Consider the following 25049-nt stretch of genomic DNA (forward strand, 5'->3'; position numbering starts at 1 on the left):
CGTTTGAGTACTGCGCACTGACCTTACGCCGCACGGCCGAAAGACCAAGTTACAAACCGCTCAGAAAACTCAGAATTCTCCTACATGCCCCGTACCGGCATGTCGCTAGCATCGCGACACACCCATACAGCGACTCATGCCTGTGTACGAAACTTGTGTTGCCTCACCTCATTCCCGTTGCCAATGTGCCGCCTGCACCCAGCAACGCAAAGCTGTCTCGGCCCTCACCGAACCCGCACGTCCAGAAGGGATGGCACGGGGCAGCGTGTTCGCAAAATCTTGTGCGTTGCCAGACGGGCTGATGGATTTCAGCAATTACAACGCGTTCGTACCCGTAGAAGCGCTGACCCAGTACGGCGAATTTGCCGTGCTGGGCACTGAAACCCACACCGCCTGTGCCCCCGCGGCCTTGCACTGGATTGGGGGCTCTATCAGCGCCAGGCTGTTTGCCGCACGCCTGCAGGGCAGCTTGTCGGTGAAGGCCCCACCGCGAAGCCGGGTCGTCGTCACCGTGCTGATGCCCAGCACCAATTCAGGCGACAGTGCGTTCTACCGTCACGAGCAATATGGCCAACTGACTGACGGCAATACCCGTGTGCGATTAACCGTCAAACAGTTGCAAGACGGTTCCATCAGCGCCTACGGTTTCTATACCGGCACCAAGTCCGAATGGCAGCGCGTCCCCGTCATCGCGGCCCAGGCGCACGATGAACAACGGATCGCCCACGTGGGCAACGGCCTTGAAATAAGCTGGAAACCCACCCCCGACCCGTCGTCCATCGCCCCCCTTGCGCGCCTCGAAGGGGCTTCGCTCAAACCGGCCGCCTGGGTGTTTCCGCCCTCCGAACAGGCTGACAAGATGCTGATCAACCCCGTCTACCCCCCTGACTATCAGGACGCAATCGTGTGGTTTCCGGGGCTTGCGCACCGTGCGCCTGTGTATGTTTCGATCAACGTGCGCTTGCCGGAAAACGACGAACATCACGGCTGACGTTAACCCGCTAGTTCTGTCCCGAGAAGGCCAGACGGGGTTAGTCTTGGCCATTGCAACCAACACCCGTCACGCTCAGTCACATCCCTACACATGGATGGTTTTGGAGGATCAGATGGTGCAGTCCTGTTCAATCGAGCGCGCAGTCGATGACGTATTGGCGCGGCTTCCCTCGCATATTCACTTGGGTTTGCCGCTGGGTCTGGGCAAGGCCAATCGCTTCGTCAACGCGCTCTACCAACGCATCAGGCAACTGCCCGAACGCCGACTGACGATTTATACCGCCCTCAGCCTCGGCCGTCCGCCGCTGGGCGAAGGCCTGCAGAGGCAGTTTTTGGAACCGTTTATTGAGCGGGTGTTTGGCGACTACATTGAGCTGGACTACCTCGCAGACCTGCACCGCAATAGCCTGCCGGACAACATCCGAGTCGAGCAATTTTTCATGCAGCCGGGCAGTCTGCTCAACAGCCCGGCAGCTCAACAAGACTATGTCAGCAGCAATTACAGCCACGCCGCGCGCGACATTAACGCCAACGGCTTGAATCTGGTGGCGCAGCTCATTGCCCGTGATCCGCAGGATGCCAGCCGCCTGAGCCTGAGTTGCAACCCCGATATCACCCTTGATCTGTTGCCGATGATCGCCAAGCGCCGGGCCGCAGGCGAGACTATCTTGATGCTGGGCCACGTGCACTGCGACCTGCCGTTCATGCCCGGCGACGCCGAGATGAACGCCGAGGATTTTGACCTGCTGATCGATGAGGAGGAGCGCACGACGCTGTTCTCCACCCCCAATATGCCCGTGAGCCTGCAAGACCACTTTATTGGCCTGCACGCCAGTACCCTGGTGCGTGATGGTGGTACGTTGCAAATCGGAATTGGCGCTATGGGTGATGCGCTGGTGGCCGCCTTATTGGCGCGTCAGGCTGACAATTCGGGCTATCGCGCCGTGCTCGACGACCTGGACATAAGCCCTTGGCACGCTCTGATCGAAGCAGAGGGGGGCATCGCACCTTTCGTCCAAGGCTTGTACGGTTGCAGTGAAATGTTTGTCCACGGGCTCATGGTTTTGGTGGACGCGGGCATCGTGCGGCGCAAGGTGTACCCGGACGCCGAACGTCAGGCGCTCGCCAACGCGGGCATGCTTGACGAGAGCCTGCACACTGACGGGGTGTGCGTGCATGGCGGCTTCATCCTCGGCCCGGCGAGTTTTTACCAACGCCTGCGGGAGGTGCCTCACAGCAAACGCAGCGAATTCAACATGACCGCCATCAGCTTTATCAACGAGCTGTACGGCCATGAAACATTGAAACGCCTGCAACGCCGCAACGCGCGCTTTGTGAACAGCGCGTTCACCATGACCCTGCTCGGCGCCGGGGTGGCCGATCAACTGCAAGACGGCCGCGTGCTCAGCGGCGTGGGCGGGCAATACAACTTTGTCGCGCAGGGGCACGCCCTGCATGATGCCCGCTCGGTCATCATCCTGCGCAGCTGGCGCGAATCGGGCGGGGAGGTGAGCTCCAACATCGTTTGGGAATATGGCCACTGCACCATCCCGCGTCACCTGCGCGACATCGTGATCACCGAATACGGCATCGCTGATTTGCGCGGCAAGACAGACCGCAAAGTCATCGAAGCCTTGCTCAACATCACGGACTCACGCTTTCAGACCGCACTGATCGAGCAGGCTCAGCACATCGGCAAGCTGCCCAACGACTTTTGCCTTGATCCGCGCTTCGCCAACAACAGCCCGGAGCGCTTGCAGGCCATTGCGGCACGCCATCCGCACCTGTTCCCGGAGTACCCGCTGGGCTGTGATTTCAGCGCGCAGGAGCAAGACCTGCTGCGAGCCCTGAACTGGCTCAAAAGCAAATTCAAACTCACGCAGATCTATGAGCTGGGCAAGGCCACCTTGGACGCACCGGCACCCCACGCCTTCCCGGAACACCTGGAACGCATGCAACTGGCCACGCCCACTGGCCTGCGCGAAGAGTTGTATCAACGGTTGCTGCTGGCGGGCTTACAGGCAACCGCCAAGCCGCGCTGAAACAACGCAGGCACGCACGCTTTTTAGCCGCTGGCGGCGCACTGCCGTGGCCAGCCGCTAAAAAGCAGCGCCTTACTCGATAAAGGTCACTTTGCCGTCAGTCAGGGACTTGACCCGTGCCAGCGACTCAACGCGATAACCCTGGGCGTCCAGTTCGGCGCGGCCGCCCTGGAACGACTTCTCGATCACGATGCCCAGGCCCGCAACGGTCGCACCGGCTTGCTTGATGATCGAAATCAGGGCCTGCGAAGCTTTGCCATTGGCCAGGAAGTCGTCGATCACCAGCACGCGGTCGGTGCTTTTGAGGTGACGCGGCGAGATCGCAACGGTGCTTTCGGTCTGCTTGGTGAACGAATAAACGGTCGCCGTCAGCAAGTTCTCAGTCAGGGTCAACGACTGGTGCTTACGGGCGAAAATCACCGGCACGCCCAGGTTCAAGCCCGTCATCACCGCAGGGGCAATGCCCGACGCTTCGATGGTGACGATCTTGGTGATGCCCGCATCTTTGAACAAACGCGCGAACTCGTCGCCGATCTCTTTCATCAATTGCGGATCGATCTGATGGTTCAAAAAGGCGTCGACCTTCAAAACCTGATCGGAAAGCACGATGCCTTCTTCGCGAATTTTCTTGTGCAGTGCTTCCAACGTAACGTCCTCAAATAGCGCTTATGCGCTGAAGGTAGAGTGAAAAATAGTCGATTTTAGCGTTTAAGCATGGCGCGTATATCGGCCAATGCCGTATTTCCGCGAACCGCTTTGACTTCGGTAGGGGTGTCGTCGTTACCTTCCCAGGCCAAATCGTCCGGGGGCAGCTCATCCAGAAAGCGGCTAGGCGCGCAATCAATGATCTCGCCGTACTGTTTGCGCTTGGCGGCAAAGGTAAACGCCAGCGTCTGACGTGCGCGGGTAATCCCGACGTAGGCCAGGCGCCGTTCTTCTTCAATGGTGTCGGCTTCAATGCTGGAACGGTGCGGCAGGATTTCTTCTTCCATGCCCATGATGAACACGTAGGGAAATTCCAGGCCTTTGGACGCGTGCAAGGTCATCATCTGCACGCCTTCGGCGCCGTCTTCCTCTTCCTGCTGGCGTTCGAGCATGTCGCGCAACACCAACTTGCCAATGGCCTCTTCGATGGTCATGCCGCCGTCTTCGTCTTTTTCGAGGGTGTTTTTCAACGCCTCGACCAAAAACCAGACGTTGGCCATGCGGTAATCTGCCGCTTTCTCGCTCGAACTGTTGGTGCGCAGCCAGTTCTCGTAATCAATGTCCATGATCATGCTGCGCAGCGCGGCGATCGGGTCTTCACCCGCGCACTGCTGGCGGATGCGGTCCATAAAGCGCTTGAAGCGCGCCAGCCGGTCGGTGTAACGGGTATCCAGGTGTTCGCCAAGGCCGATTTCGTCGGTAGCGGCGTACATCGAAATTTTGCGCTCTGTGGCGTAGTTGCCGAGTTTTTCCAGGGTTGTGGAACCGATTTCCCGGCGCGGCACGTTAATCACCCGCAGGAAGGCGTTGTCGTCATCCGGGTTCACGATCAAGCGAAAGTAAGCCATCAGGTCTTTGACTTCCTGACGCCCGAAGAAGCTGTTACCACCGGACAGACGATACGGAATCTGATGGTGCTGCAATTTCAGCTCAATCAGTTTGGCCTGATAGTTCCCGCGATAGAGGATCGCAAAGTCGCTGTAGGGCCGATCGGTGCGCAGGTGCAAGGTGAGGATTTCAACCGCCACGCGCTCGGCTTCAGCGTCTTCGTTTCGGCAGCGAATGACCCGCACTTCGTCGCCATGGCCCATCTCGCTCCACAGTTGTTTCTCGAACGCGTGCGGGTTGTTAGAAATGAGCACGTTGGCACAACGCAGGATACGGCTGGTGGAGCGATAGTTTTGCTCCAGCATCACCACTTTCAGGGACGGGTAATCGTCCTTGAGCAGCATCAGGTTTTCCGGGCGGGCGCCGCGCCAGGCGTAAATCGACTGGTCGTCATCGCCCACCACGGTGAACTGGTTGCGCGTGCCGATCAGGTACTTGACCAACAAGTACTGGCTGGCGTTGGTGTCCTGGTATTCGTCCACCAACAGGTAACGGACCTTGTTCTGCCACTTTTCGAGGATGTCGGCGTGTTCTTCGAACAGCTTCACTGGCAACAGGATCAGGTCGTCAAAGTCCACTGCGTTGTACGCCTTGAGCGTGCGCTGGTAGTGGGTGTAGACGATAGCCGCCGTCTGCTCTTTGGGGTTGCGGGCGTCTTCAAGGGCTTTGGCGGGCAGGATCAGGTCGTTTTTCCACGAGCCGATCATGTTCTTGATTTCATCGACCCCGTCGTCGCCCGCGTACTCCTTCTGCATGATGTCGGTCATCAACGCTTTGACGTCCGCTTCGTCAAAGATCGAAAAACCCGGCTTGTAGCCCAGCCGCGCATGCTCCTTGCGGATGATATTGAGCCCCAGGTTGTGGAACGTACTCACCGTCAGGCCTCGGCCCTCGCCCTTTTTGAGCAATGTGCCGACCCGCTCCTTCATCTCGCGCGCCGCCTTATTGGTAAAGGTCATGGCGACGATGTACTGGGCGCGGATGCCACAGTTCTGGATCAAGTGCGCGATTTTGCGGGTAATCACGCTGGTTTTGCCCGAGCCCGCGCCGGCGAGCACCAAAAGAGGGCCGCCGACGTAGCTCACGGCTTCTTGCTGCCGGGGATTGAGTCGGGACATGACGAGTCAGGGGGTCGTATCTGAAAAGGGCGGGCATTTTAACAGGCTGAGCAAATATTGCTGCCACTCTGCGACAGTGTGACGTAGCACTCTGTCTAAATTTGCTGCTTTTGTTACTTTCGCGCAGGATGCCGGGCGAATTTGCGGCTAACGTTCGATGTAGGCCGCCAACCTGTATTTGATAACCAATGTCATTTGCCAATGATCGTTGGCGCGTCATAATGCCCACCGCCTGAAATTACTGCAGAGTCTAGGGAGCCAGCTTGTCTACGCCTGTCGAACCCTTGCGTTTGCTGCTATTGGCCGAAGAGCCTTCTTGGGCAGCGTTGTTGCGCGAGTGTCTGGCGCCCATAAAAACCGTTGCTGTTCTTGTGTGCGCGCCAAATTGGGAGTCGGTCAGTTATCTGTTCGAAAACGACCGCAATGCATTGCTGCTCACAACCCCGGGTCTACAACCCGCACCCGGCCGCTGCCGACTCGCGACGATCCTGCTGCTGGAGGCTGAACCTGACGTCTCGCCGCAAGGTGTCAGCGACTGGTTCGTCGCGCCCAACCTGACGACCGATGTCGTGCGGCGCAGCCTGCGCCATGTGCGCGAGCGCGGTGTGCTCGAACACACCTTGCAGCGCCTGGCCGAAGAAGACCCGCTGACCGGCATCGCCAACCGCCAGGGCTTTCAGACCTTGCTGGCCGTGCGCCTGGCCGAAAGCGAAGGCCGCGGCATCGCCCTCGGGCATCTGGACCTGGACAACTTTCGCCACGCCAATGACGCCCTCGGCCATCAAGCGGGGGATCGCCTGATCCTGCAAGTGGTGGCCCGGCTCAAAAGTCAGCTGGAAGCGGGCGATCAGTTGGCCAGACTGGGCAGCGATGAGTTCGCTTTGTTGATCGATACCCGCCGCGCACCCGAGCGGGCCGAGCAGATCGCTGAACGTATTACCGAAGCGCTGGCCGAGCCTTACTGGATTGACGGCGAAAGCCTGTTGATCGGTTGCAGCCTCGGCATCGCCCATGCGCGGGCCAACGCGGGGGCCGATCCGTTGATGTGGCATGCGCATATCGCCATGCAACAGGCCAAGAGCACGCAAGGCTGTACGTTTCACCTGTTCAATGAACGTATCAACCGCAACGCCCGCAGCCTCGCAGACCTTGAAAGCGAGTTACGCCGCGCCCTGCGCCGCGACGAGCTGGAGCTGCATTATCAGCCGCGCCTGGACTTGGGCACCCGGCAGATAGTCGGCCTTGAAGCGCTGGTGCGCTGGCGTCACGGTGAACGCGGCCTGTTGGCCCCCAGCGAGTTTGTGCCGCTGGCCGAGCAAAGCGGGTTGATCGTGCCCTTGGGCTATTGGGTGATTTCCCGGGCGCTGCGCGACATGCAAGCCCTGCGCGAGCACGGGTTTGCGCCGCTGCACATGGCGGTCAACCTGTCGTTTCGGCAATTTCAGGACAGCCAGTTGCTCTCCACCCTCAGCCGTTTGATTAGCGAGCGCGGGGTGGAGGCGCAGTGGCTGGAATTCGAACTGACGGAGACCGCCGTGATGCGGCGCAGCGACCTGGTCAAGCAGACGATGGATGCGCTGGGGCGGCTCGGCGTGAGGTTCTCGCTGGACGATTTTGGTACTGGTTTCTCTTCCTTCGTGCACCTCAACAGCCTGCCGATTGCTTTGTTGAAGATCGACAAAAGCTTTGTCGGGGGCATGGAAAGTCGCGAAGAGAACCGCAAGCTGGTGCCAGCCATGATCAACCTGGCGCACAACCTCAAGCTGGAAGTGGTCGCTGAAGGGGTCGAAACCCCCGAGCAACTGGCACTGCTGCGCAGCTTTGGCTGCGATCAGGTGCAGGGCTACTACATCAGCAAGCCCTTACCGCTACCTGAACTGGTGACGTTCCTGACCCACGACACGGACAAGAGCCAAGTGGCCTCGCAGTAACATCGCGGGCCACACCCACCCTTACCATTTGATCGCAGCAGATTGCGCACGCCTGAGCATGCGCCGCATCTTCCACTCAAACGCCAGGGTCAGGCTGATGGCGGCGCACGCCAAGCCCAACGCCAGGCCCCACCACACACCTGCCGGGCCCCAGTCGAAGGTGAACGCAAGCAACCAGGCCAGCGGAGCGCCAATTGCCCAGTAGCAAAACAGGCCGACCAGAAAGGTCGTACGGGCGTCTTTCAGTCCGCGAATCGCGCCCATGGCGATGGTTTGCGCCCCGTCGAACAGCTCAAACCACGCGGCCACCGCCAGCAGGCTCATCGCCAGTTCGAACACCGGGCGGAACGCCAGGTTGTCGTAGTCCAGCAACAAGCCAACCAATTCCTTGGGCCAGAACCAGAACACCACCGAAAAACACAGCATGGTCACGGCCCCGGAGCCGATCCCGACACGGCCCGCCAGCCGCGCACGCAACAAATCCCCTGCGCCGTAATGCTGGCCGATACGCATAGTGATCGCGTAAGACATGCCTGCCGGAACCATGAACGCGGCAGACACAATTTGCAGTGCAATTTGGTGTGCGGCCAGTTGCGTACTGCCCATGGTGCCCATGCACAAGGCCGCAAAAGCGAACAGCCCGACTTCCACCGCGTAGGTGCCGCCAATCGGTAAACCCAGGCGCCACAGTTCGCGCAGGTACGTCATATTAAGCCGCGACAAGCCCTTGCGCAGCGGGTAGGCGTCATAAGCCGGGTGCCGGCGAATATGCCAGGCAAGCCCCAGTGCCATGCCCGTGGCCACAATCGCCGTAACCAGGCCGATGCCCATCAAGCCCAGTTTGGGCAGGCCGAACATGCCGGTAATCAGCGCATAGTTGAGCAGGAAGTTGGCCACAGTGCCGATCACGCTGATGACCATGACCGGCACCGGCCGGCCCATGGCGCTGGTAAAACCGCGCAAGGCCATAAAAGTCATGTAACCGGGCAGCGCAAAGGGCAGCAATAGCAGGAACTGGCCGGCCATTTCGACGTTGCTCGGGGTTTGCCCGAACAGCAACAACACCGGCTTGATGTTCCATAGGATCAGCGCAGCCCCCAACGCCAGCGCCCACGCCAGCCAGACGCCTGCCTGCGTGAGGCGGGTAGCACCTTCGATGTCACCCGCGCCCTGACGGATCGACACCAGCGTGCCCACGGAGGCAATTACCCCCAGGCAGAAGATCGACACGAACGAATAGCTGGCTGCCCCCAGACTGCCGCCGGCAAGCGCTTCAGGGCTCAGGCGCGCCATCATCAGGGTGTCGGTGAGGACCATCAGCATGTGCGCCAACTGCGAAGCAATCAGCGGCCCAGCCAACCGCATGATGGCCCGGAGTTCGATACGTGCAGAATGCTGTTTGGTCATCGGCTTGAATTCTTAAGATACGTTGAAAGGCTGGATTCTCGGCGCCTTCAGTGATTTAAGCAAAGGGATAAAAACGATCCATGGCATGATTAAAACTCATGCCAAATACCTTTTTGTCAGTCTGATCCTGTCGCATACATGGAATCCTCCTCATGTCTCGTAGTTTGCCTGCGCTCTATGCCTTGCGCGCCTTTGAAGCGGCCGCGCGTCACAGCTCATTCACCCGTGCAGCGGATGAGCTGTCGATTACCCAAAGCGCCGTCAGCCGTCACATCAAAACATTGGAGGCGCACTTCGCCTGCCGCTTGTTCCAGCGCAACGGCCGCACGCTGCAACTGACCGAAGCTGCACGTTTGCTGGTGCCGGGCGTGCGCGAAGGGTTCCTCGCACTGGAACGCGCCTGCACCACCTTGCGCGCTGAAGATGACATCTTGCGCATGAAGGCCCCGTCGACCCTGACCATGCGCTGGCTGCTGTCCCGGCTCAGCCGCTTCCGTCATTTGCAGGCCGGTAACGAAGTGCAACTGACCAGTGCCTGGATGGACATCGACCACGTGAACTTCAATCAGGAGCCGTTTGACTGCGCGGTTTTATTGAGCAACGGCCACTTCCCGCAGGATTGGGAAGCCACCTTGTTGTTCCCGGAGATGCTGATTCCAGTGGGCGCCGCCAACCTGATCGACGACCGGCCCTGGGACGTTCAGCGGTTGGCAGGCACGGAATTACTGCACCCCACGCCTGACCGCCGAGACTGGCGCCGCTGGCTGGACTGCCAGGGGCTGACCGGCCAGGTATCGCTCAAGGGCGGCCAGGTGTTCGACACCCTTGAACTGGGGATGATTGCGGCGGCACGCGGGTATGGCATTTCGATGGGGGATTTGCTGATGGTGGCCGAGGACGTGGCACAAGGGCGATTGAGCCTGCCGTTCCCAACCGCCGTGGCCAGCGGCGAGAACTACTACTTGGTGTGGCCAAAAACCCGGCCCGGCGGCGAGCGCTTACGCCGCCTGAGTGACTTCTTGCAGCAAGAAGTCGAGGCCATGGCGCTGCCCGACGTACAGCGGCTGGCGTGAGGCTGGCGCTCGCAGCCGCGTCTACAACAAGGTCATTGGCATTCTGAAACGGCTTGGGTGGCGTTTTTCAAAGCGTTGGCCAGGTCACTGGCGTTACGGCTGGAGTAGATGCTGCCGCCCGTATTTTCCGCAATGCAATTGGACAACGAGCTGTCACCGATATTGACCACATTCACCCGCAGCCGTGGTTGTTCGACAGCAATGCGTTGCGCCACTTTGCAGACGTTTTCATTACAGCCGTCGTCGCCGTCCACAAACATCACGATGACCGCATCGCGGTCCCGGCCATTGACCTGGCGGGCTGCCTTTTTCAGGCTGGAGGCCAGCGGCGTGCCTTCGTTGGCGTGCAGCCCCTGAATCCCGGCGATCAATTGCGGGCGTTGTGCCGCACTGAAGACCCCGTGGTCCGGCTGGCGGGCACATCCGGCAAAGGTCATCAGCCGCGTGTCGATATCAGGGTGCAAGTTGTTGATGATCCCGGTCAGCGAGGTTTTCGCTACGTCGAGCCGCGTTTGCGGGGCGAAGATTTTCACGGTCCGCGGGTCGTCATCTTCCGGCTGGGGACGGCTCTTGAAGTACCAGTCCTCATCGTCCTTGGTCGCGTTGATGTTGAGGTTCATCGAGCCGGACGTGTCGAGGATCACCACAAACTCGGGCGGCAACTCGTTGCCTGCCGGGGTTTTCGCACGGCACACAGGATGGCTCTGCACCGACAACAGGTTCATCGGCGGCAAGCGCCAATGCCACAACGCCCACAGCAACAGGCCCAGCAGCAGTAACAGTGCCAGCAGCAGCCACGGCCAGAGACGCCGCGTGCGCTGCACCACAACGGGAGCCGCCACCGGCGCAGGGGGCGGGGTCGCCACCGCAGGTTGTGGCTGCAAACCCCAGCGCACCACCACCGGATCGCCGTTGATGCTGTAGAGGTTATTGACGTCGGGCGCACCTATCAGCGTGCGCAAGCTGGCAGCCTGTTCAGGCTGGCCCCGGGTGACCAGCTCGTCGGCCAGTAACCCAAGGGTTTCCTGCCGTTGGCGATAACGTTCCAGCAGCGCCGCTTGCTGCTCTTCGCTCACGTCATGAAAGCGCATGGGCTGGCCGCCCAGTTCGGTCCACCACTCCACCACGTCACCGCTGCCGATGCGCGGGATCGCGTAGACACTCGCCACCGAGGGCGGAAAGTGCTTGAGGATCAGGGCGATTTTGGCTTTTAGCGCGTCCAGTCCTTGTGGCGTGGCGTGCTCGTCCCGGGTAATGCGCTGCATGCGGTGAATTCCTGAAAAAGACGTCGGCAGCCCTTGGCTGCCGACCGGGTGAACCAGAAGGGCTTATTCGTAACCGAGGCTGAATTGCAGCTGGTTGACCTTCTTTTGCAGAGCCTTGAGCTCTTCCTGCTTGGCGGCCAGTTGCTTGGCGTTGCCTGTGCTGGCGGGCTTGGCTTTCGCGGCGTTGAGCTGTTGCTCAAGTGAGGCGATCTGTTTCTGCACCTGCGCTTTGTTGCCGCTGCGGGTCTTGAGCGAAGCCAGCAGTTGACTCAGGGACTGGTTGAGCGCCGCCTGGGACTTCTGCTGCGCCAACAGATCGGTACGTGACACCGCCTGCTGCGCGGCAATGTCCTGGTACACCTGATGGAACATCGCGTTTTCTTGTTGGGATTTGGCCAGCGCCGCCTCGTTCTGGCGGATTTGCTCGCTGTAGCCGCCGCCCGCGTCGCAGTTCACCTTGGTGAACAGGCTCGCATCGCGGTTTGTGGCATCGCATTCACCCGGCTGGGTGGCGCAACCGGACATCACCAGCAACGCGCCAACCCCTAGCATTAATCGTACGTTCATGGTTTCAACCCAAGGTGATCGCGGAACGCTGGCTGTACAAGCCATCGACTTCTTTTTGCAGGCTGGCCACTTTCTCGTTCATCTTCGAAATATTGGCGTCGATCTGCTTCAATTCGGGGGCATTACCCTGGGCACGCTCGACTTTCACCACGTCGTTGTAGCCGGCGACTTTGGTCTGCATATTTTTGACTTCGCTGCGCAGCTGATCAATGTTGCTGTCGATCGCGGCAATCTGCTTTTGCGCCTGAGCCTTGTCGATTTTTTTGCTCGCCAGGTCGCGCTTGATCTGGGCGATTTGCGCCTTGTCATCGTTGATGACTTGTTGAGCCGTTGCGGTGCGCGTGACGACCTTTTGCGTGTCCAACTGCACGTCGCTGTTGTACTTCTGCAAGCGCTGGGTGGTGTTGGCGTATTCGCTACGACGTTGATCGACGTAATAGTTGGCCCCCATCGCCACCCCACACGCCGCCACGCCTGCAGCGATCATGCACACTGCTTTATTCCCGGAGTTGGTCAACGCACAGGTCAACACCGCAGCCCCCGCGCCCATGGCGCAGGCCTGATAGCCGGACTTGCTGAAAAACTCGGCATCAGTGCCCTGGGTCAGGCGCGGATCGGGGGCCGGGGCGCCCGCCCCCAACATGCCACTGCCGGTGCTGGCGCAACCGGTCAGCAGCAAGCTGCCCGTGAGCATAAAACTGACCAGTAATTTGGAAGAGGACCACAGGCTGCGCATCATCGTTTTTCTCCTTGTTGAAGCGGTTTTCAGGGCTTATTGGGTGACGGACTTGCAGCTGCTCAGCCAGGCGTCAGTGTCGATCTTCTGCTTTTGCAGGTAGGTCTTCTGATTGGCCCAGTGGGTACGCAGGTACGGCTTGAGTTCTTGCAGCTGTTTGTTCTGGTTGATGATTTCTTCCATCACCGGCACTTGCGGCTCAAGCAGCGGCTGGCCGTACAAGGACGCGGACTCCACCAGGCTGCTGGCGTAGTAGCGGCTGAGCTTGTGCAGACGGTCCTTTTGCTCGTCGAGCTTGCCCTTGCGCATGTCGCAGCTCGGGTCTTTGTCGTCGGATTCGCAATTGAGCGCGTAGTTTTTCTGCAAGAAGTCCAGGTAACGGCCGTCATCAAGCATCTTGGTGCACAGGAACGCGCCAAGGTTGAGGCTGGCGCGAATGGCTTGGTCGCGGGTTTCTTCCTGCTGCTGATTGCTGGCGCGCAACTGGTTTTCCAGCGCTTGCAGCTTCTCTTTGAGGGCTTTGTCTTCCACGGCGGAGGCGAGGCTGTTCAATTCCTGAACCGTGCCTTTGTCCTGCGATTTGTCCCCTTCCTGGGCGCCGGTGCCGAGCTTTTTCCAGCTCTTCTCGATGCTGCCCACGCGCTCGCGGGAGGTCAGGGTCGGTGACACCAGCACCAGCCGCAGGCCGGTGGTTTTGTTTTTTACCTGGCCGTCGGCGTTGTAGTAAGGCTCTTCCTTACGCAGCGCCGTGCGCAGGTCCGCCTGTGGCGTCAGGTAGTTGCCACCGCGCACCACGTAGCCACCGGCCTGACCGTGCTGGCGGTCCAGTTTGTTCAGGCGGAACGGTTCAAACATCATTTCGTCGGCGTTGCCGAGCATGTCGTGCAGGCCCAACGGGTTGGGCTTTTGCAGCCCCGTAAGTTGCAGCTTGCCGTTGGACGACTGCGCGCCGCCAAACCATTCGTAGGCGTTCAGGCCGTCAGGCATCGGGTAGCGCGTGTCGCTAAACTCGGCCGCGCCAACCTCCAACCCGCCACGGGCTGCGAATTCCCATTCGGTTTCGGTAGGCAGGCGCAGGAAGCCCAGCGCGCCATCTTCTTTCGGGAGTTTGTCGGCGGCATTTTTACGCAACCACAGGTTGTATTGGTCAGCGGCGTCGATCGCCTGCACCCAACTCACCGAAACGTGCGGCAGGCGCAGTTTGTTCGACGGGGCCGGGCAGGTCTCGGCGGTCAGCGCCTGATACTGCAACTGGCTCATCTCGTACTTGGCCATCAAGTAGTAACGCGACTTGTCGCTCTTGCCGCCGGTGAAGCTGCCAGCAATGAACGCCGGTCGCTTCTGCTCGACATACCCCCAGTCCGGGCTGTCCTGACCAATATTGATCGGGTAATCGTCCAGCGGGCCGGTGACCGGGATGAACACCTTGCGAAACACCATCGAGCCGTCGCACGGCATCGGCAAGACCACGTCACTAGCGTCGGGCGCAGGGTTGAAATACTTCTCGTCCCAGCCTGCCGCCGAAGCATCAAGCAGGTAACCGAAGCTCAGGGATGCGAGCAACACAACACGTTTATAGCTCACGCAAACTCTCCGCAGGTTGGATGCTGATGGCCCGCAGCGCACCGATCACGGCGACCAGTGCAGCGACCAACAGTGCAATCAGCAGGGCAGCCAGCCCGTGCCAGACAGTGATGTGACAAACAAAGGTTCCCGTGGCCTGGCTGCTGCCGAGCAGGTGGTCGAACAGCACGCTGCCGATGCCATAAAAAGCCAGGCCACCGGCATAACCCACAAGGCTCAACAGCAGCGCCTGGACGATGACAAACCCCGCCACCGCCGGGCTGCTGAAGCCGAGCAACCGCAGCACGGCGAGGCTTTTGCGCTTGCGGTCGATGTTGGCCAGAAACGCGCCAATCATCGAGGCAATGCAGCCGATCAGCGCCGCCCCGGCGATCACACCGAAGATCAGCCCCAGTACGTGGTTGATGGCTTTGACGTTGTCGATATCGGCCAGACGGCTGGCGGTTTCGATGTTCTGCCCGTTCAACCAGCGCTCCAGCGGCGCAACGCCATCCACGTCGCGGGCGTACACCCGGGCCCTGGCGTACAGCGGTTGCAGGTTGCCTTGCGGTTTGCCGGTGTCGAGGCCGAACGCGGGCACCTGATAACCGTCGCGAAAACGCTCCAGCGCCAGCAGCAGGGGCGGCGCGACAAACCCTGCGGCCCGGCCGAAGCGGGCAGCATCGAGCACCGCGACCACCTGCAAAGTCAGTTCGCCACGTTCATTAATACCGTCCAGACGACGGGTTGCGCGCAAACGCACGCTGTCACCGACCTTGGCCTGCAAGCGTTGCGCGGCGCGATCGCTGAGGATCACTTGCTGCCCGCCAAGGCTGATCTGCGGCACGTTGAGCAATGGGTCTGCGGCCTCACTGGGGATGATCTCCGCGTTTTCGACAAACCGCTGCATGCCCATCAGCAAGTCGGCCTGCGTATTAAGCGAACGGGTCTGGCCGATGGCAAAGCCGACCTCGGGCTGCTGGCGCAAACGCTCGATCCAGGCCGTGTCGTAGTTGCCACTGCTGAGCATTTTCACTTCGAGGTTGCGCGGGTCGCTGAGCAGTTCGTTCTGCAACTGGCTGACCACGCCATGCTTGAGGCCGAACAACAGCAACAGCGGCGCAATCACCGCCACCAGCGAGGCGGCGATGCAGAACGACACTTTGCGGTCATGCCAGAGGTCGTCGACCGCCAGCTTACCGAGCAGGCCGAGACGGCTAATCCATAGCTTCAAACAGCGTTTCTCCCTGACGGCTGATCGCGCCCAGGCGCGGCAAGCCGAAGTCGCGCACCAGCGCCCAATCGTGGGACACCACCAGCGCGCTCAAGCCCAGTTCGTTGACCAGACTCAGCAACAATTCAAACAAGCGCCGGGCGCTGTGGGGGTCGAGCGCGGCGGTCGGTTCGTCAGCCAGCAACACCTGCGGCTCATGGGCGATGGCCCGCACGCACGCCACACGCTGGCGCTCGCCGATGGACAAGGCCTGCGGCAGTTTGTCGAGCAAGCCGTCAAGGCGCAGCGCCTGCACGGCACGGTCCACCTGCGCGCTCTCAGCAGGCATGCCGAGCAGGCGGCGGGGCAGGCTGATGTTGTCGCGCACGCTCAAGAAGGGCAGCAAGCCGCCGCTTTGCAGGATGAAACCCAAGTGCCGCGAGCGCACGGCCGCCAGGCCGGACTGATCATTCGCGGCTAGCATCTGCGCGATGTCCAGTGAAGCCGTCGCCGGGCCGAGGTGAAAGCGGCCCAGTTCCACGGGTTGCAACAGCAAGCCGATGGCTTCCAGCAAGGTGCTTTTGCCGCAACCGCTTTCGCCGGTGATGGCCAGAATGTCGCCGGGCTTGACCTGCAATGTCGGCAAACGCACGTTGTGCGCCTGTGCGCCGCTGCCACGGCGCACCCACATGTTCTGAATATCGAGCATGGGCGCCCCGTTAAGGCATCATTTCCAGCGGCACCGGGTACACGTTGTCCCGCGCATCGCTGTCTTTGGCCAAGGCTACCCAGCGGTCCACGTCCGCGTTGTAACGCTGGTAGTGGCGCAGCTTGGTGCTCAAGTTACGAATGAAGCGTTCTTGCGCCAGACCGTCCCAGCTCTTCCAGGTTTCTTCGTCCAGGTTGAGCACTTCGCTCTGGTACGGCAGGTCTTCGAGGTACTCACCGAGTACGCCCATGTCCGCCAGTTTGGCGGTGCCGTTCTGTTTGAGCTGGTTGGGGTCGGCGCCCATGGTCGCGGCCACTGAACGCAGGCGATCGAACATGTCCGTTGGCGAGATCAGCCCCTCGTTGGCCGCGTCCAGAATCTGCTTCATCACGTCGCTCAAATCGCTGAGCTGGGCTTTGGTCAGCAACACCCGCACATCGGTGGTAGGGATGTTTTGCTTGATCAGGTCACGATCCGTGATCCACGCCTGAAACACGGGCGGCGCCTGGCTATTGGTTTTTTCACCCAGATACGCCAGTTGCATGGCATGGCCAATCAAGGCCGCGTCATCAAGCATTTGCTGTTCGGCCGGGTCTTTCTGAGCCGTCACATCCTGTTTGGCATTCAACGCGCTGCCAATGGCGTCTTCACCCATGTAGGCGGCCTTGACCTGCGCGGTGATGGCACCGGCGAGGGCATCGACCTTCTGGCCAAACGCCTGCACATCACCGGCATTGACCGGGTAGTACAGCGACGTATTGGTGCCGGGGTAGGTCGACAAGTTCTGGTACTGCGCCTCGGCCTTGCCGTGATCTTTGATCCCGGCCGGGGTTTTCAGGTGCAAGGTGTAAATCGCCACGCCGGGGTTGGCCGCTTCAAGGCGAACTTGATCGGCACTGAGCCCGGTGCTGCTGAGTTTGTCATCACCCTCGAGTGCACCCGCATCGGTAATCAACACCACATAACGTGCGCCGAACTGCGACCAGTCGACTTGCTCGATGCTGTGCATCACGCCTGCATACGCGTCTTCGTCGAAGCTTTTGCTGGAAACCTTGGCCTGTTTGAGGTCAGCAACCTTGGCCAAAAAGTCTTCACTGCCGGTGACCTTGTTTGGGTCGGCGTACATTTTGGTGACGTACTCCAGCCCCGGTACCGCTTTGGTGTTGGAGCGAAACGCCACCAGACCGAATTTGACCTGGTTGCCCAGGTTTTCGCTTTCGATCTGTTTGTACACCTTGCGAATCGCTTCGCGGGTGCGGTCGATGTAGGGGTCCATCGAGATGGTGGAGTCGATCACAAACACCACGGCCGCGCTGAACTCTTTCAACTGGCTGGCTTTCGCTGCGCCCGCCTCGGCGGCGTTGGCCGCAGCGGCTTGCACCGGCTTGTCATCGGCCTTGCTCACCGACGCCACGTTGAGCAACCGCGTGCGGAAGCCTTCTTCGGTCATCACTTCCTCGCCGCTCAACACGGGCAGCAGGTAGAACTGCTTGTGCAGGTCGACGAAGTATTCAGGCTCTTGGGCCAGCACACCCGGCGCCAGCGTGCCCTGTTTGAGCTTGGCCCGCAGCGGCGCCACTTTGCTTACCGGATCCGGCGCATCGAGGATGCCCTCAAGCATGGCGCGGTCTTTGAAAAACATCAGGCGGTCACGGTTGGCCGGGTTGGTGAAGGCCAGCGTGAGCTGCATTTTCCAGTCGGTGGTGCAACTGGCTGGTAGCCAGCCGATGGTTTTGCCATAGCTGTCAGGGCCGACCTTGAGCCACTCTGCGTTGGCAGCCTGCGCACGCTCGTACACGTAAAAACGACTGAACGTGGGCTGCGCGGCGCCTGCTTGACCTCCCGCGCTGCTGCTGAGAGTGCAGCCCGGGGTGGTCAGTACGCGCTGGAACAGGGTTTTCTTGCCTTCCTGAATCAGCGGCTTGTCATCGGCGTGGGCCAGCGAGCTGCCCATGCACAGGGCCAGCAGGGCGCTGGCGGCCAAAGCAAAACGGCTCACGGCTTCAACTCCTCAAAGCGCGCCTTGGCGTCGGCATTGTCCGGGTCCTGGCTGAGAATGGTTTCGTACCAGTACGCCGCCGTGGCTTTGTCCGGCTCAGCAAAGCAGGTGCTGGCCTGATGGAATTTCGGGTCGTATTCGTGGGCATAGGCCGTGGCGATTTGCAGATCACCGGCCTGAGCACGGTTGGCGTACAGCCGCTGGGCCACGCCGCAGTGGTTATTGGCCTTGGCGACGTTGATGATTTCCAGCAGCTCAGCGCTGCCTGGCGCTTTTTTGATACACGTTTGCACAAACGTCAGCTCGGGCAAGGTGCTCATGCTGTCCAGCGTGCACGCTTCGGCGCCGGTGGGTACAGGTGCGGGTTCAGGCGTTTGCACCACCGGTTTGTCACCCGCCGGTGCTTCGGCCGCCGGTTCTTTGTTCAACCACCACCAGGCGCCCACCGCAATGGCCGCCAACACCACCAGGGCGATGATCAAAGGCAGCACCCAGGCTTTTTTGCGAGGCGCAGCAGGTGCAGGCGGTGCCGGCTCTGGCTCGGGCTCCGGTGTAACAGGCTCAACCACCGGTTCCGGCTCGGCCACTGGCACCGGCACCGGCTCTGCAGGGGCTGCCGGTGCCCTCGGGGCGGCGAGCTCGCCGGTGTCTTTGTGCTCAGGCAGTTTTTCTTCGGTGTTCGCAGAGGACGGTTGCAAGCCGACGGCCGGTTTAAGCACCCCACGGTCGCTGTGTCCGCCGCCGCCCTGCTCGCGCAGTTCGATCATGAACTGGGCATTGGCCCCGCCTTCAAGTACCGGGTCGATCAGTTGCGGGCCGACCACGGTTTCCAAGTCTTCTTCGCTGGCACCCACGCTAAAGTGCGCGACCTTGAACCAGTACGGGCTGTTGCTCCAGTGCTGGTCGCCCTGAAGGAAGTGGCCGTCCTGATTGCGCTGGATGGAAAACTCCAGGCACTCATGGCCGCCTTGCCATTTTTTGACCGACAGACAGCCCTGGCCAGCGATATGGGGTTGCAGCTTGAACAAGTCGACTCGAATTGGCATTGCTTATCTCGCAGGGAAAGTCTTGAGCACGTGGCCCAAACGTTCATTTTGTTCTGGAGTGATTTCATTACCGGAGCCATGCCCGGCGTTTTCCATCGTGATGTAGGCCACACCGCTCAGCCAGTCGCCCAAAAACTGCTGCGCCTGATTCGCCGGTTGCGCCGGCAGAATTGGCAGTTGGTCCGGGGCCACGTCGCCGTAAAACGCAAACAGCGCATCACGATTGCCCGCATGGCTTTTCGGGCGCTCAGCCAGAGGCTTTTGGGTGTAACCGAACCAGGCCACGAAGTCGCTCAATACGCGTTGCACTTCCAGCACCTGGCGTTCAACCATCTGATCGCGGCGCGACCCGCTTTGCGCCCGCTTGAGCACAGCGTCGCGCAGCTGACCCGGCAAATCGAGGCGATAGCCGCTGGTGATGAGTTCGTCCACCAGGGCCTCAATCGACGGTTTGTCGAGTTGCAGCACATCCATCAAGCCCTGACGGCCGGGAATCGCACGCAGGTAGGCAATCCAGTCTTTGAACACCGCACGGGCGAACTTGTGCTCGTTGCTCTGCAGCTCTGGCGCCTTGTTGCCCTCGGTGGCCGCCGCAACGGGCGCATCGAAGTCCACCGACAGATCACCAAAGCTGTCGCCAAAATCAAAGTCGCTGCTCGGCGCGTAAATCTGCGGTTTTTTCTCAACCACTTCGGCGTCATCTTCGGCGTGTTCGCTGTCGTCTTCGTCATACACGCCGTTGAGGTACAGCTCGCGGATGTCTTCGCTGGGCAGTTGCAAGGTGTTGATCAGCTCACCCAACACCGGACCACGGCGCTTGAGCTGGGCCAGAATCATCTGCGCCTGTTCGCGCTTGGCAGCACTGGCGTCGTCGCCATCGGCCCGGTACAAGCGGCTCAAGGCCTTGAGCGTGTCGCCGTTGAGGGTCTGGTCCAGTTGTTCGCGAATACGGCTGAGCTTGAACTCAAGCCCTGCCAGTTCGCTGAAGCTTTCACTGAAACGGGTGATGCCGCCATCGTTGAGGGTCAGCATCGCGTCCCACGCCTGATCGACGTCTTTGACGTGCTTGCTCACCAGCTCGGCCTTGGCGAAGGTCTTGCGCATCAGCGTCAACTGCTCGCCGCAGCTGTCGGAGAATTGCTGCTCGTCCTTGCCCACAAGGTTGATAAACGGCGTCGGCATACGCGGTTTACGCACCAGATAGGTGTTGTTGAACGCCTGGTCGTTCTTCCAGTTGGCCATCCACGGGAAGCTCTTGAAGCGCTCCAGCATGGTGCGCGTCATCATGCCTTCCCACTCTTCGTCCAACTGAAGCGCGGATTTTTGCAGGGACTGGGCGATGCACTTGTCGAACATGGTCAGGGCCCAGATCAGGCCGGTCGCACGGCCCGCACGCTCTTGCGCGGTCTTGCCCTGAGTGACTTCAATCCAGCGGCTGAGCACCGGGCCTACGTCATTCACGTCGCTCTGGTTGGTGGAACCGGTACACACCACCAGCGCGTTCATTTCCTGATCGTCGGTGTAGCGTTCGAACAGGTAGGCCACCTTGCCCCGCAGGATCAATTGCGAGACCGAGTTTTCCTGACCGTTTTCGCTGGAGATGCTGCTGATCTGACGTCGCCCGCGGTAGCCGGGGAAGTCGAGCAGGTCGACTTGTTCAACGATTTTCGCGTTCGGGGTTTCAACCAGCCGAAAGGTCATTTCCGCCGTCAGCGCCGCCAGTTGGGCGATCGGCAGGGAGTTGGGGTTCTGCAGGCGGCCGTCGGTGAACGGACGCACTTCGACTGGCAGATCCTGCGGGCTGCCGAAGCGCTCCAGGATGTCGACGCTCATGATGCTGTTGCGGCGGCTGTATTCGTCGCCCTGACGCTCCACCAGTACCGAGAGCGGCGCAAACACCGTCGCCGGCATGCCGAGGCGGTTCAGCGAACCGGCCAATTGCTGGTACACACGGGTCAGCGCATGTTGCTCGCCCCACAGGATCGAGAACAGCTCGCCCCGTTCCTGAAAGTTCAGGCGCGGCGCCAGCTTGATCACTTTGGGCCAGTAGTGATGGGTCAGTGCCTTGAGGGATTTTTCGAAGCTCTTGTTCAGGTAGTCGAGCAGCGAGACCACGTCGTCAGCGCTGACACCTGGCTGCAAAGGCCCGGTTTCACGGCCTTCGAACGGCTTGAGGGCTTTGCGGATGCACTCTTCGTCGATGACGTAATTGACCTTTTCCTGATCAAAGTCCTTGAACCAGGTGTTGGCCAGAATCTTCGCCAGCTCAATTTCGTTAAACAGTTTGAGCTCGACCGGGAAGTTATCGTCTTCGCTCTTTTTCGCCAGACGGCTGAAACGCGTGACCAGCCCGGTGGCTTCTTTACCGCCACCGCCAGGGTTCACGTGCTCGATAAAGTCCATGCGCTGAGTGCCAAAATCGGTTTCCAGCGTGCCTTTGGGGCCTGCGGCGAGGGCCGAAATCAGAAAGGACTTGCCCGCCTGCGACAAGCCGAAAAACCCGGCCGTCATCGGCGTGGTCGCCACACGGCTCAGGCTCTTGGCCTGATTGCGCGCCTTGTGCAGTTCCAGGCTCAGCTTGTCGGCTTCGCTGTCCAGACGCGGAGCGGTGACGCGGGTTTTCTCCACCCAGTCCAGCGCCTGACCGGCACCTTCATACACCGCTGCCCAGCTGTCTCGCAGGGCTTGTTGCTCAGGGGTCAGAATGCTCATTTGCGTTTTACGCTCCCGCTGTCCAGCCAATACTTGTTGTCACTCAAGCCCGCTACCAGCAACGTGTTGAGTTGCAGCACCAGATCGGTCTTGCGGAACGATTTGTCGGTGTTGGATTCCACCAGGTCGATGCTCAGCAGGTCGCTGAGTTGTTCCTGGCGCTTCATCTGTGCGGTCGGCTCAAGCACTTTGAAGGTGACGTTGACCACCGGCATCTCGCCTGCAACCAAAGGCCGCGCTTCGGAGAACCGCTGACGCCCCGACGGCGTGAAGCTCAGGGTGTACAGCGGCGAAGCGGACCAGCGCTCGGCCGCCAGTTGGCGGAAACCCAAGCGCATGTCACCGCGCATTGCCAACGCGGGCGTACGGGCGTCGAGGCCCTCACCGATTTCAGGTAGCACGATGCGCCCGTCCGCCGATTTCAGGTCGCGGTACAGCACGTCGGCGTCGGTGATGATGTTGCTCAGGTCGATCACGCCCATGTGCTTGATCGTCGAGTAGGGCTTGAGCGCCGAAGAGCGGAAGTAGAAGTTCGGCACGCTGTGGTTGGCGCACAGCAGGCACAGCATGGCGCCCACCGAGGCGGTGCTTTTCGGGTCGTCGATCAGGCCGTTCTTGTGGAACGGGTACCAGCCGCCGGTGCGGTAGTTTTGCAGCGCGAGGATGCGGCCCGGTGGCAGCGGCAGCATTTTACGGATAAACGCCTGAATGCCCGGCAAGCGGGACGGGCGACCGGTCAACAGCAACATGTCGCACGGGTAGTGGGCGATCACTTCACACAGCGCACCGAGGATTTTGGTGATGTTGATCTTGCCGTTGAGGAACGCGCCATGCATTACCTGCAGGTCAAAGGTGATGGGGGTCTTGAGCAGGTCGAAATCGGTCTGGCCCCCCAGCTCACGGCGAACCGCGCTGTTCACGTAATCGAGCACGCTCTGGCTGATGGCGTCTTTGCCGAGCAGTTGCAAGTAGGTGTGGGTGCTGGCAACGACCGGGAACTCCGGGTTGTAGAGCTCGTAGTGACGCAGCAGCTCCAGCCCCAACGGGGTGAACACCTGCAGGTTCAGTTGCTGGCGCAGCACCATGTCTTGCGCACTGCCGGACTCGGCGCCGCACAGGCGCGACATGAGCGAAGCCGGGGCTTTCACGCCAGCGTCCTGCAAGGCTTTCTCGAAGCTGGGCAGGATGAACTCCTGGATCACGTCGAGCAGGATGTCGTCGCCCGCCACCTTGAAGCCATCACGGAAACGCTGTTCCGGCACGATGTGCACGTTACTGCCGCTGGTGGCGTTGCCCGCCCGGTCCAGCCGGTAGTCAGTAATGACCAGATCCGTGGTGCCGCCACCGATGTCGATGGTGGCCAGCGTGATGCGCTCACGATCTGTCTTGCCGGGGCGCGAGATGGCGTCGAAAAACTCTTCGGGGTGGCCCGCAAAGTTTTCGTTCACTTCGGTGTAGAGGTACACCAGTTGACCGCACGAGGCCTCGTCCCATTCCACGCGTACCTTGGGCAGCGGCGTAGTGGACGGCGCGGCGTCCTGATCGTAGGGGTCCAGTTCATCGGTCTGCCAGTTCAGGCTCTTCCACACCAGGCCGATGGCGTGGCGCATGCGTTTCTCAAGGATACTGCGCTCAGCCTGCGGCATGCCCGGCGGCACGGTCAGGGTGATGCTGTTCAGACGACGGGGCACGCGGGTATGGCCCTGACGCGAGCGCTGGGCAGGGCTGTTGATTTGCATCAGCGCCTGCGCCAGCACCTCGGCCAGCATGAAGGTCATCAGCGAACTGCGCGAATAACGCGGCATGAACACAGGCAGTTGCTCGTCAGGGTTGAGGCTGTACAACGCGTCGCCGGTCTCGTTAATCAAATGCGAAAACGGGGAGGCCGTGGCGAACGGTTCCTTGTCGGTCTTGACGTAGGCACAGTTGAAGCGCCAGCCGTGGTCGTAGGTGTTCTCATCCCACAGATAGCGCTTGGGGCTCGACAGCCCGGTCGATCCTTCAGTGCCACGGCGGCGGCTGGCCAGGCGCCCGGCCTCCTTGCCGACGCGGGCGATGGTGGCCCACTGGAACGCATCGTGACGGCCGCTTTTGACTGAGCAATGGTCCTTGCCGAACGACGCTTGCGCGAACTCGACGCGGCTTTCGAAGGCGTCGTTGTAGGTGTGCTCAGGGGTAATCAGGTCGCGCAGCTCAAGCACATAGTTGTCCTTGAGGCCCGAGCCGGTCTGGCCGTGGTCTTCGATGAGAATCCCGCAGGTGCGCGAATTGCCGACGTCGAGTACCAGGTCCACCGGAATCGGCGGCGTGACACCGCTGCCGTGGCTCGCCACAACCTTGAGCTCCGGCACATTGACCTGCGGCGGCGGGGTGTTGTTGTCACGGGTGGTGCACGGCTCCATGAACAAGCTGAGCAGGTTCAGGTAGTGCGCTTCGGGCCAACCGTCCTTGATGTCTTTTTCCAGCTCGTCGCGCGGGGTTTTCGGGTTGCCTTCCTTGAACACTTCCAGCAGCCATTCCTTGACCCAGATCTGATCGAGGAACCAGCGCGCCTGCTGCGGCTTGCACGCCAGCTTGAAAGTGACGCCCGAACTGGCGTCGTCCTTGTTCGGGCCCAAATAGAGGCTGCCGTCGTGCTTGTCCATGGTGCGGGTGTCGAATGCCAGCGTCAGGCGATGGGTGTTGCCATCGACATCCGGCTCGGCCAGACGCACCAGACGCATGCGCGACCAGTTGGTCGGGCCTTGGTCAAAGGTGAACGGCGGGCGATGACGGAACACAGGAATCGGCAGCCAAAGCCCGTCGTAGAGCTGCAGGCTGCTGTCCATGCTGATGTTCAGGGTGCTGCGCGCTTCGACGGTCTTACCCGGCTCGCTCTCGTAAAAGTAGCTGGTCATGCCGTTGCGCTCGCCTTCTTCAAGGCGGCACAGCAAACCATTGGTCAGCGGCGCGAAGTCACCGGACGGCAGTTTTTTCGGGTCCAGTCGCAGGGCGAAATCCATGAACTGGACGCCGGTGTCACCCACGAGGATGACGGTGTCTTCAAATTGGGTAACTTGAGGCAGCATGTCAGAGTCTTCCG

General features: G+C 60.7%; 17 protein-coding genes. 4 read left to right on the plus strand and 13 right to left on the minus strand.

Translation table 11 applies throughout. From position 1 onward, the window contains the following. Positions 1 to 301 precede the first annotated feature (301 nt). Both CJF39_RS01520 and CJF39_RS01525 read left to right on the plus strand, forming a co-directional pair. Complete coding sequence (locus CJF39_RS01520; RefSeq protein WP_170942631.1) at positions 302 to 991, plus strand: S-type pyocin domain-containing protein; 690 nt, start codon at positions 302 to 304, stop codon at positions 989 to 991. Positions 992 to 1106: 115 nt separating this feature from the next. Next, on the plus strand, positions 1107 to 3035 hold the full coding sequence (locus CJF39_RS01525) for an acetyl-CoA hydrolase/transferase C-terminal domain-containing protein (protein ID WP_094991835.1): 1929 nt from the start codon (positions 1107 to 1109) through the stop codon (positions 3033 to 3035). 72 nt (positions 3036 to 3107) lie between these two features. On the opposite strand, the gene CJF39_RS01530 is transcribed toward CJF39_RS01525, so the two are convergent. Both CJF39_RS01530 and rep read right to left on the minus strand, forming a co-directional pair. Continuing rightward, positions 3108 to 3680 carry a xanthine phosphoribosyltransferase gene (locus CJF39_RS01530; RefSeq protein ID WP_047296491.1) on the minus strand — a complete coding sequence of 191 codons (573 nt, stop codon included), beginning with the start codon at positions 3678 to 3680 and terminating at the stop codon, positions 3108 to 3110. 56 nt (positions 3681 to 3736) lie between these two features. Continuing rightward, positions 3737 to 5746, minus strand: coding sequence for a DNA helicase Rep (gene rep / locus CJF39_RS01535; RefSeq protein ID WP_094991836.1), 2010 nt, complete (start codon positions 5744 to 5746; stop codon positions 3737 to 3739). A gap of 263 nt (positions 5747 to 6009) precedes the next feature. On the opposite strand from rep, the gene CJF39_RS01540 reads away from it, so the two are divergent. Continuing rightward, positions 6010 to 7677 carry a putative bifunctional diguanylate cyclase/phosphodiesterase gene (locus tag CJF39_RS01540; RefSeq protein ID WP_094991837.1) on the plus strand — a complete coding sequence of 556 codons (1668 nt, stop codon included), beginning with the start codon at positions 6010 to 6012 and terminating at the stop codon, positions 7675 to 7677. 21 nt (positions 7678 to 7698) lie between these two features. Here CJF39_RS01540 and CJF39_RS01545 read toward each other — a convergent pair whose 3' ends face one another. Beyond that, complete coding sequence (locus tag CJF39_RS01545; protein WP_094991838.1) at positions 7699 to 9084, minus strand: NorM family multidrug efflux MATE transporter; 1386 nt, start codon at positions 9082 to 9084, stop codon at positions 7699 to 7701. Positions 9085 to 9236: 152 nt separating this feature from the next. Here CJF39_RS01545 and CJF39_RS01550 point away from each other — a divergent pair, with 152 nt between their 5' ends. Next, complete coding sequence (locus tag CJF39_RS01550) at positions 9237 to 10157, plus strand: LysR substrate-binding domain-containing protein (RefSeq protein ID WP_094991839.1); 921 nt, start codon at positions 9237 to 9239, stop codon at positions 10155 to 10157. Between the two features lie 32 nt (positions 10158 to 10189). Here CJF39_RS01550 and CJF39_RS01555 read toward each other — a convergent pair whose 3' ends face one another. The 10 genes from CJF39_RS01555 to CJF39_RS01600 form a co-directional block, all read right to left on the minus strand. Then, positions 10190 to 11422 (minus strand): VWA domain-containing protein, encoded by a 1233-nt coding sequence (locus CJF39_RS01555; RefSeq protein ID WP_094991840.1) that lies wholly within the window; start codon positions 11420 to 11422, stop codon positions 10190 to 10192. A gap of 63 nt (positions 11423 to 11485) precedes the next feature. Then, complete coding sequence (locus CJF39_RS01560) at positions 11486 to 11989, minus strand: hypothetical protein (RefSeq protein WP_094991841.1); 504 nt, start codon at positions 11987 to 11989, stop codon at positions 11486 to 11488. A gap of 4 nt (positions 11990 to 11993) precedes the next feature. After that, positions 11994 to 12728 carry a hypothetical protein gene (locus tag CJF39_RS01565; RefSeq protein WP_094991842.1) on the minus strand — a complete coding sequence of 245 codons (735 nt, stop codon included), beginning with the start codon at positions 12726 to 12728 and terminating at the stop codon, positions 11994 to 11996. A gap of 33 nt (positions 12729 to 12761) precedes the next feature. Next, complete coding sequence (locus CJF39_RS01570) at positions 12762 to 14309, minus strand: SUMF1/EgtB/PvdO family nonheme iron enzyme (RefSeq protein WP_094991843.1); 1548 nt, start codon at positions 14307 to 14309, stop codon at positions 12762 to 12764. Continuing rightward, on the minus strand, positions 14299 to 15522 hold the full coding sequence (locus CJF39_RS01575) for an ABC transporter permease (protein WP_094991844.1): 1224 nt from the start codon (positions 15520 to 15522) through the stop codon (positions 14299 to 14301). The genes CJF39_RS01570 and CJF39_RS01575 overlap by 11 nt, the downstream gene beginning before the upstream one ends. Further along, positions 15506 to 16210 (minus strand): ABC transporter ATP-binding protein, encoded by a 705-nt coding sequence (locus CJF39_RS01580; RefSeq protein ID WP_094991845.1) that lies wholly within the window; start codon positions 16208 to 16210, stop codon positions 15506 to 15508. The genes CJF39_RS01575 and CJF39_RS01580 overlap by 17 nt, the downstream gene beginning before the upstream one ends. A gap of 10 nt (positions 16211 to 16220) precedes the next feature. Next, positions 16221 to 18164 carry a vWA domain-containing protein gene (locus CJF39_RS01585; RefSeq protein ID WP_170046388.1) on the minus strand — a complete coding sequence of 648 codons (1944 nt, stop codon included), beginning with the start codon at positions 18162 to 18164 and terminating at the stop codon, positions 16221 to 16223. A 41-nt stretch (positions 18165 to 18205) separates the two neighbouring features. Next, the gene (locus CJF39_RS01590) at positions 18206 to 19255 is read right to left on the minus strand and encodes a hypothetical protein (RefSeq protein WP_094991846.1); all 1050 of its coding nucleotides are present in this window, start codon (positions 19253 to 19255) and stop codon (positions 18206 to 18208) included. Positions 19256 to 19258: 3 nt separating this feature from the next. Next, complete coding sequence (locus CJF39_RS01595; protein WP_094991847.1) at positions 19259 to 21967, minus strand: putative virulence factor; 2709 nt, start codon at positions 21965 to 21967, stop codon at positions 19259 to 19261. Further along, positions 21964 to 25035: a virulence factor SrfB gene (locus tag CJF39_RS01600; protein ID WP_094991848.1), complete on the minus strand. Its 3072-nt coding sequence runs from the start codon at positions 25033 to 25035 to the stop codon at positions 21964 to 21966. The genes CJF39_RS01595 and CJF39_RS01600 overlap by 4 nt, the downstream gene beginning before the upstream one ends. Positions 25036 to 25049 lie beyond the last annotated feature (14 nt).

It is taken from the genome of Pseudomonas lundensis (assembly GCF_002269125.1).
In the GTDB taxonomy this organism is placed as follows: Bacteria; Pseudomonadota; Gammaproteobacteria; order Pseudomonadales; family Pseudomonadaceae; genus Aquipseudomonas; species Aquipseudomonas lundensis_A.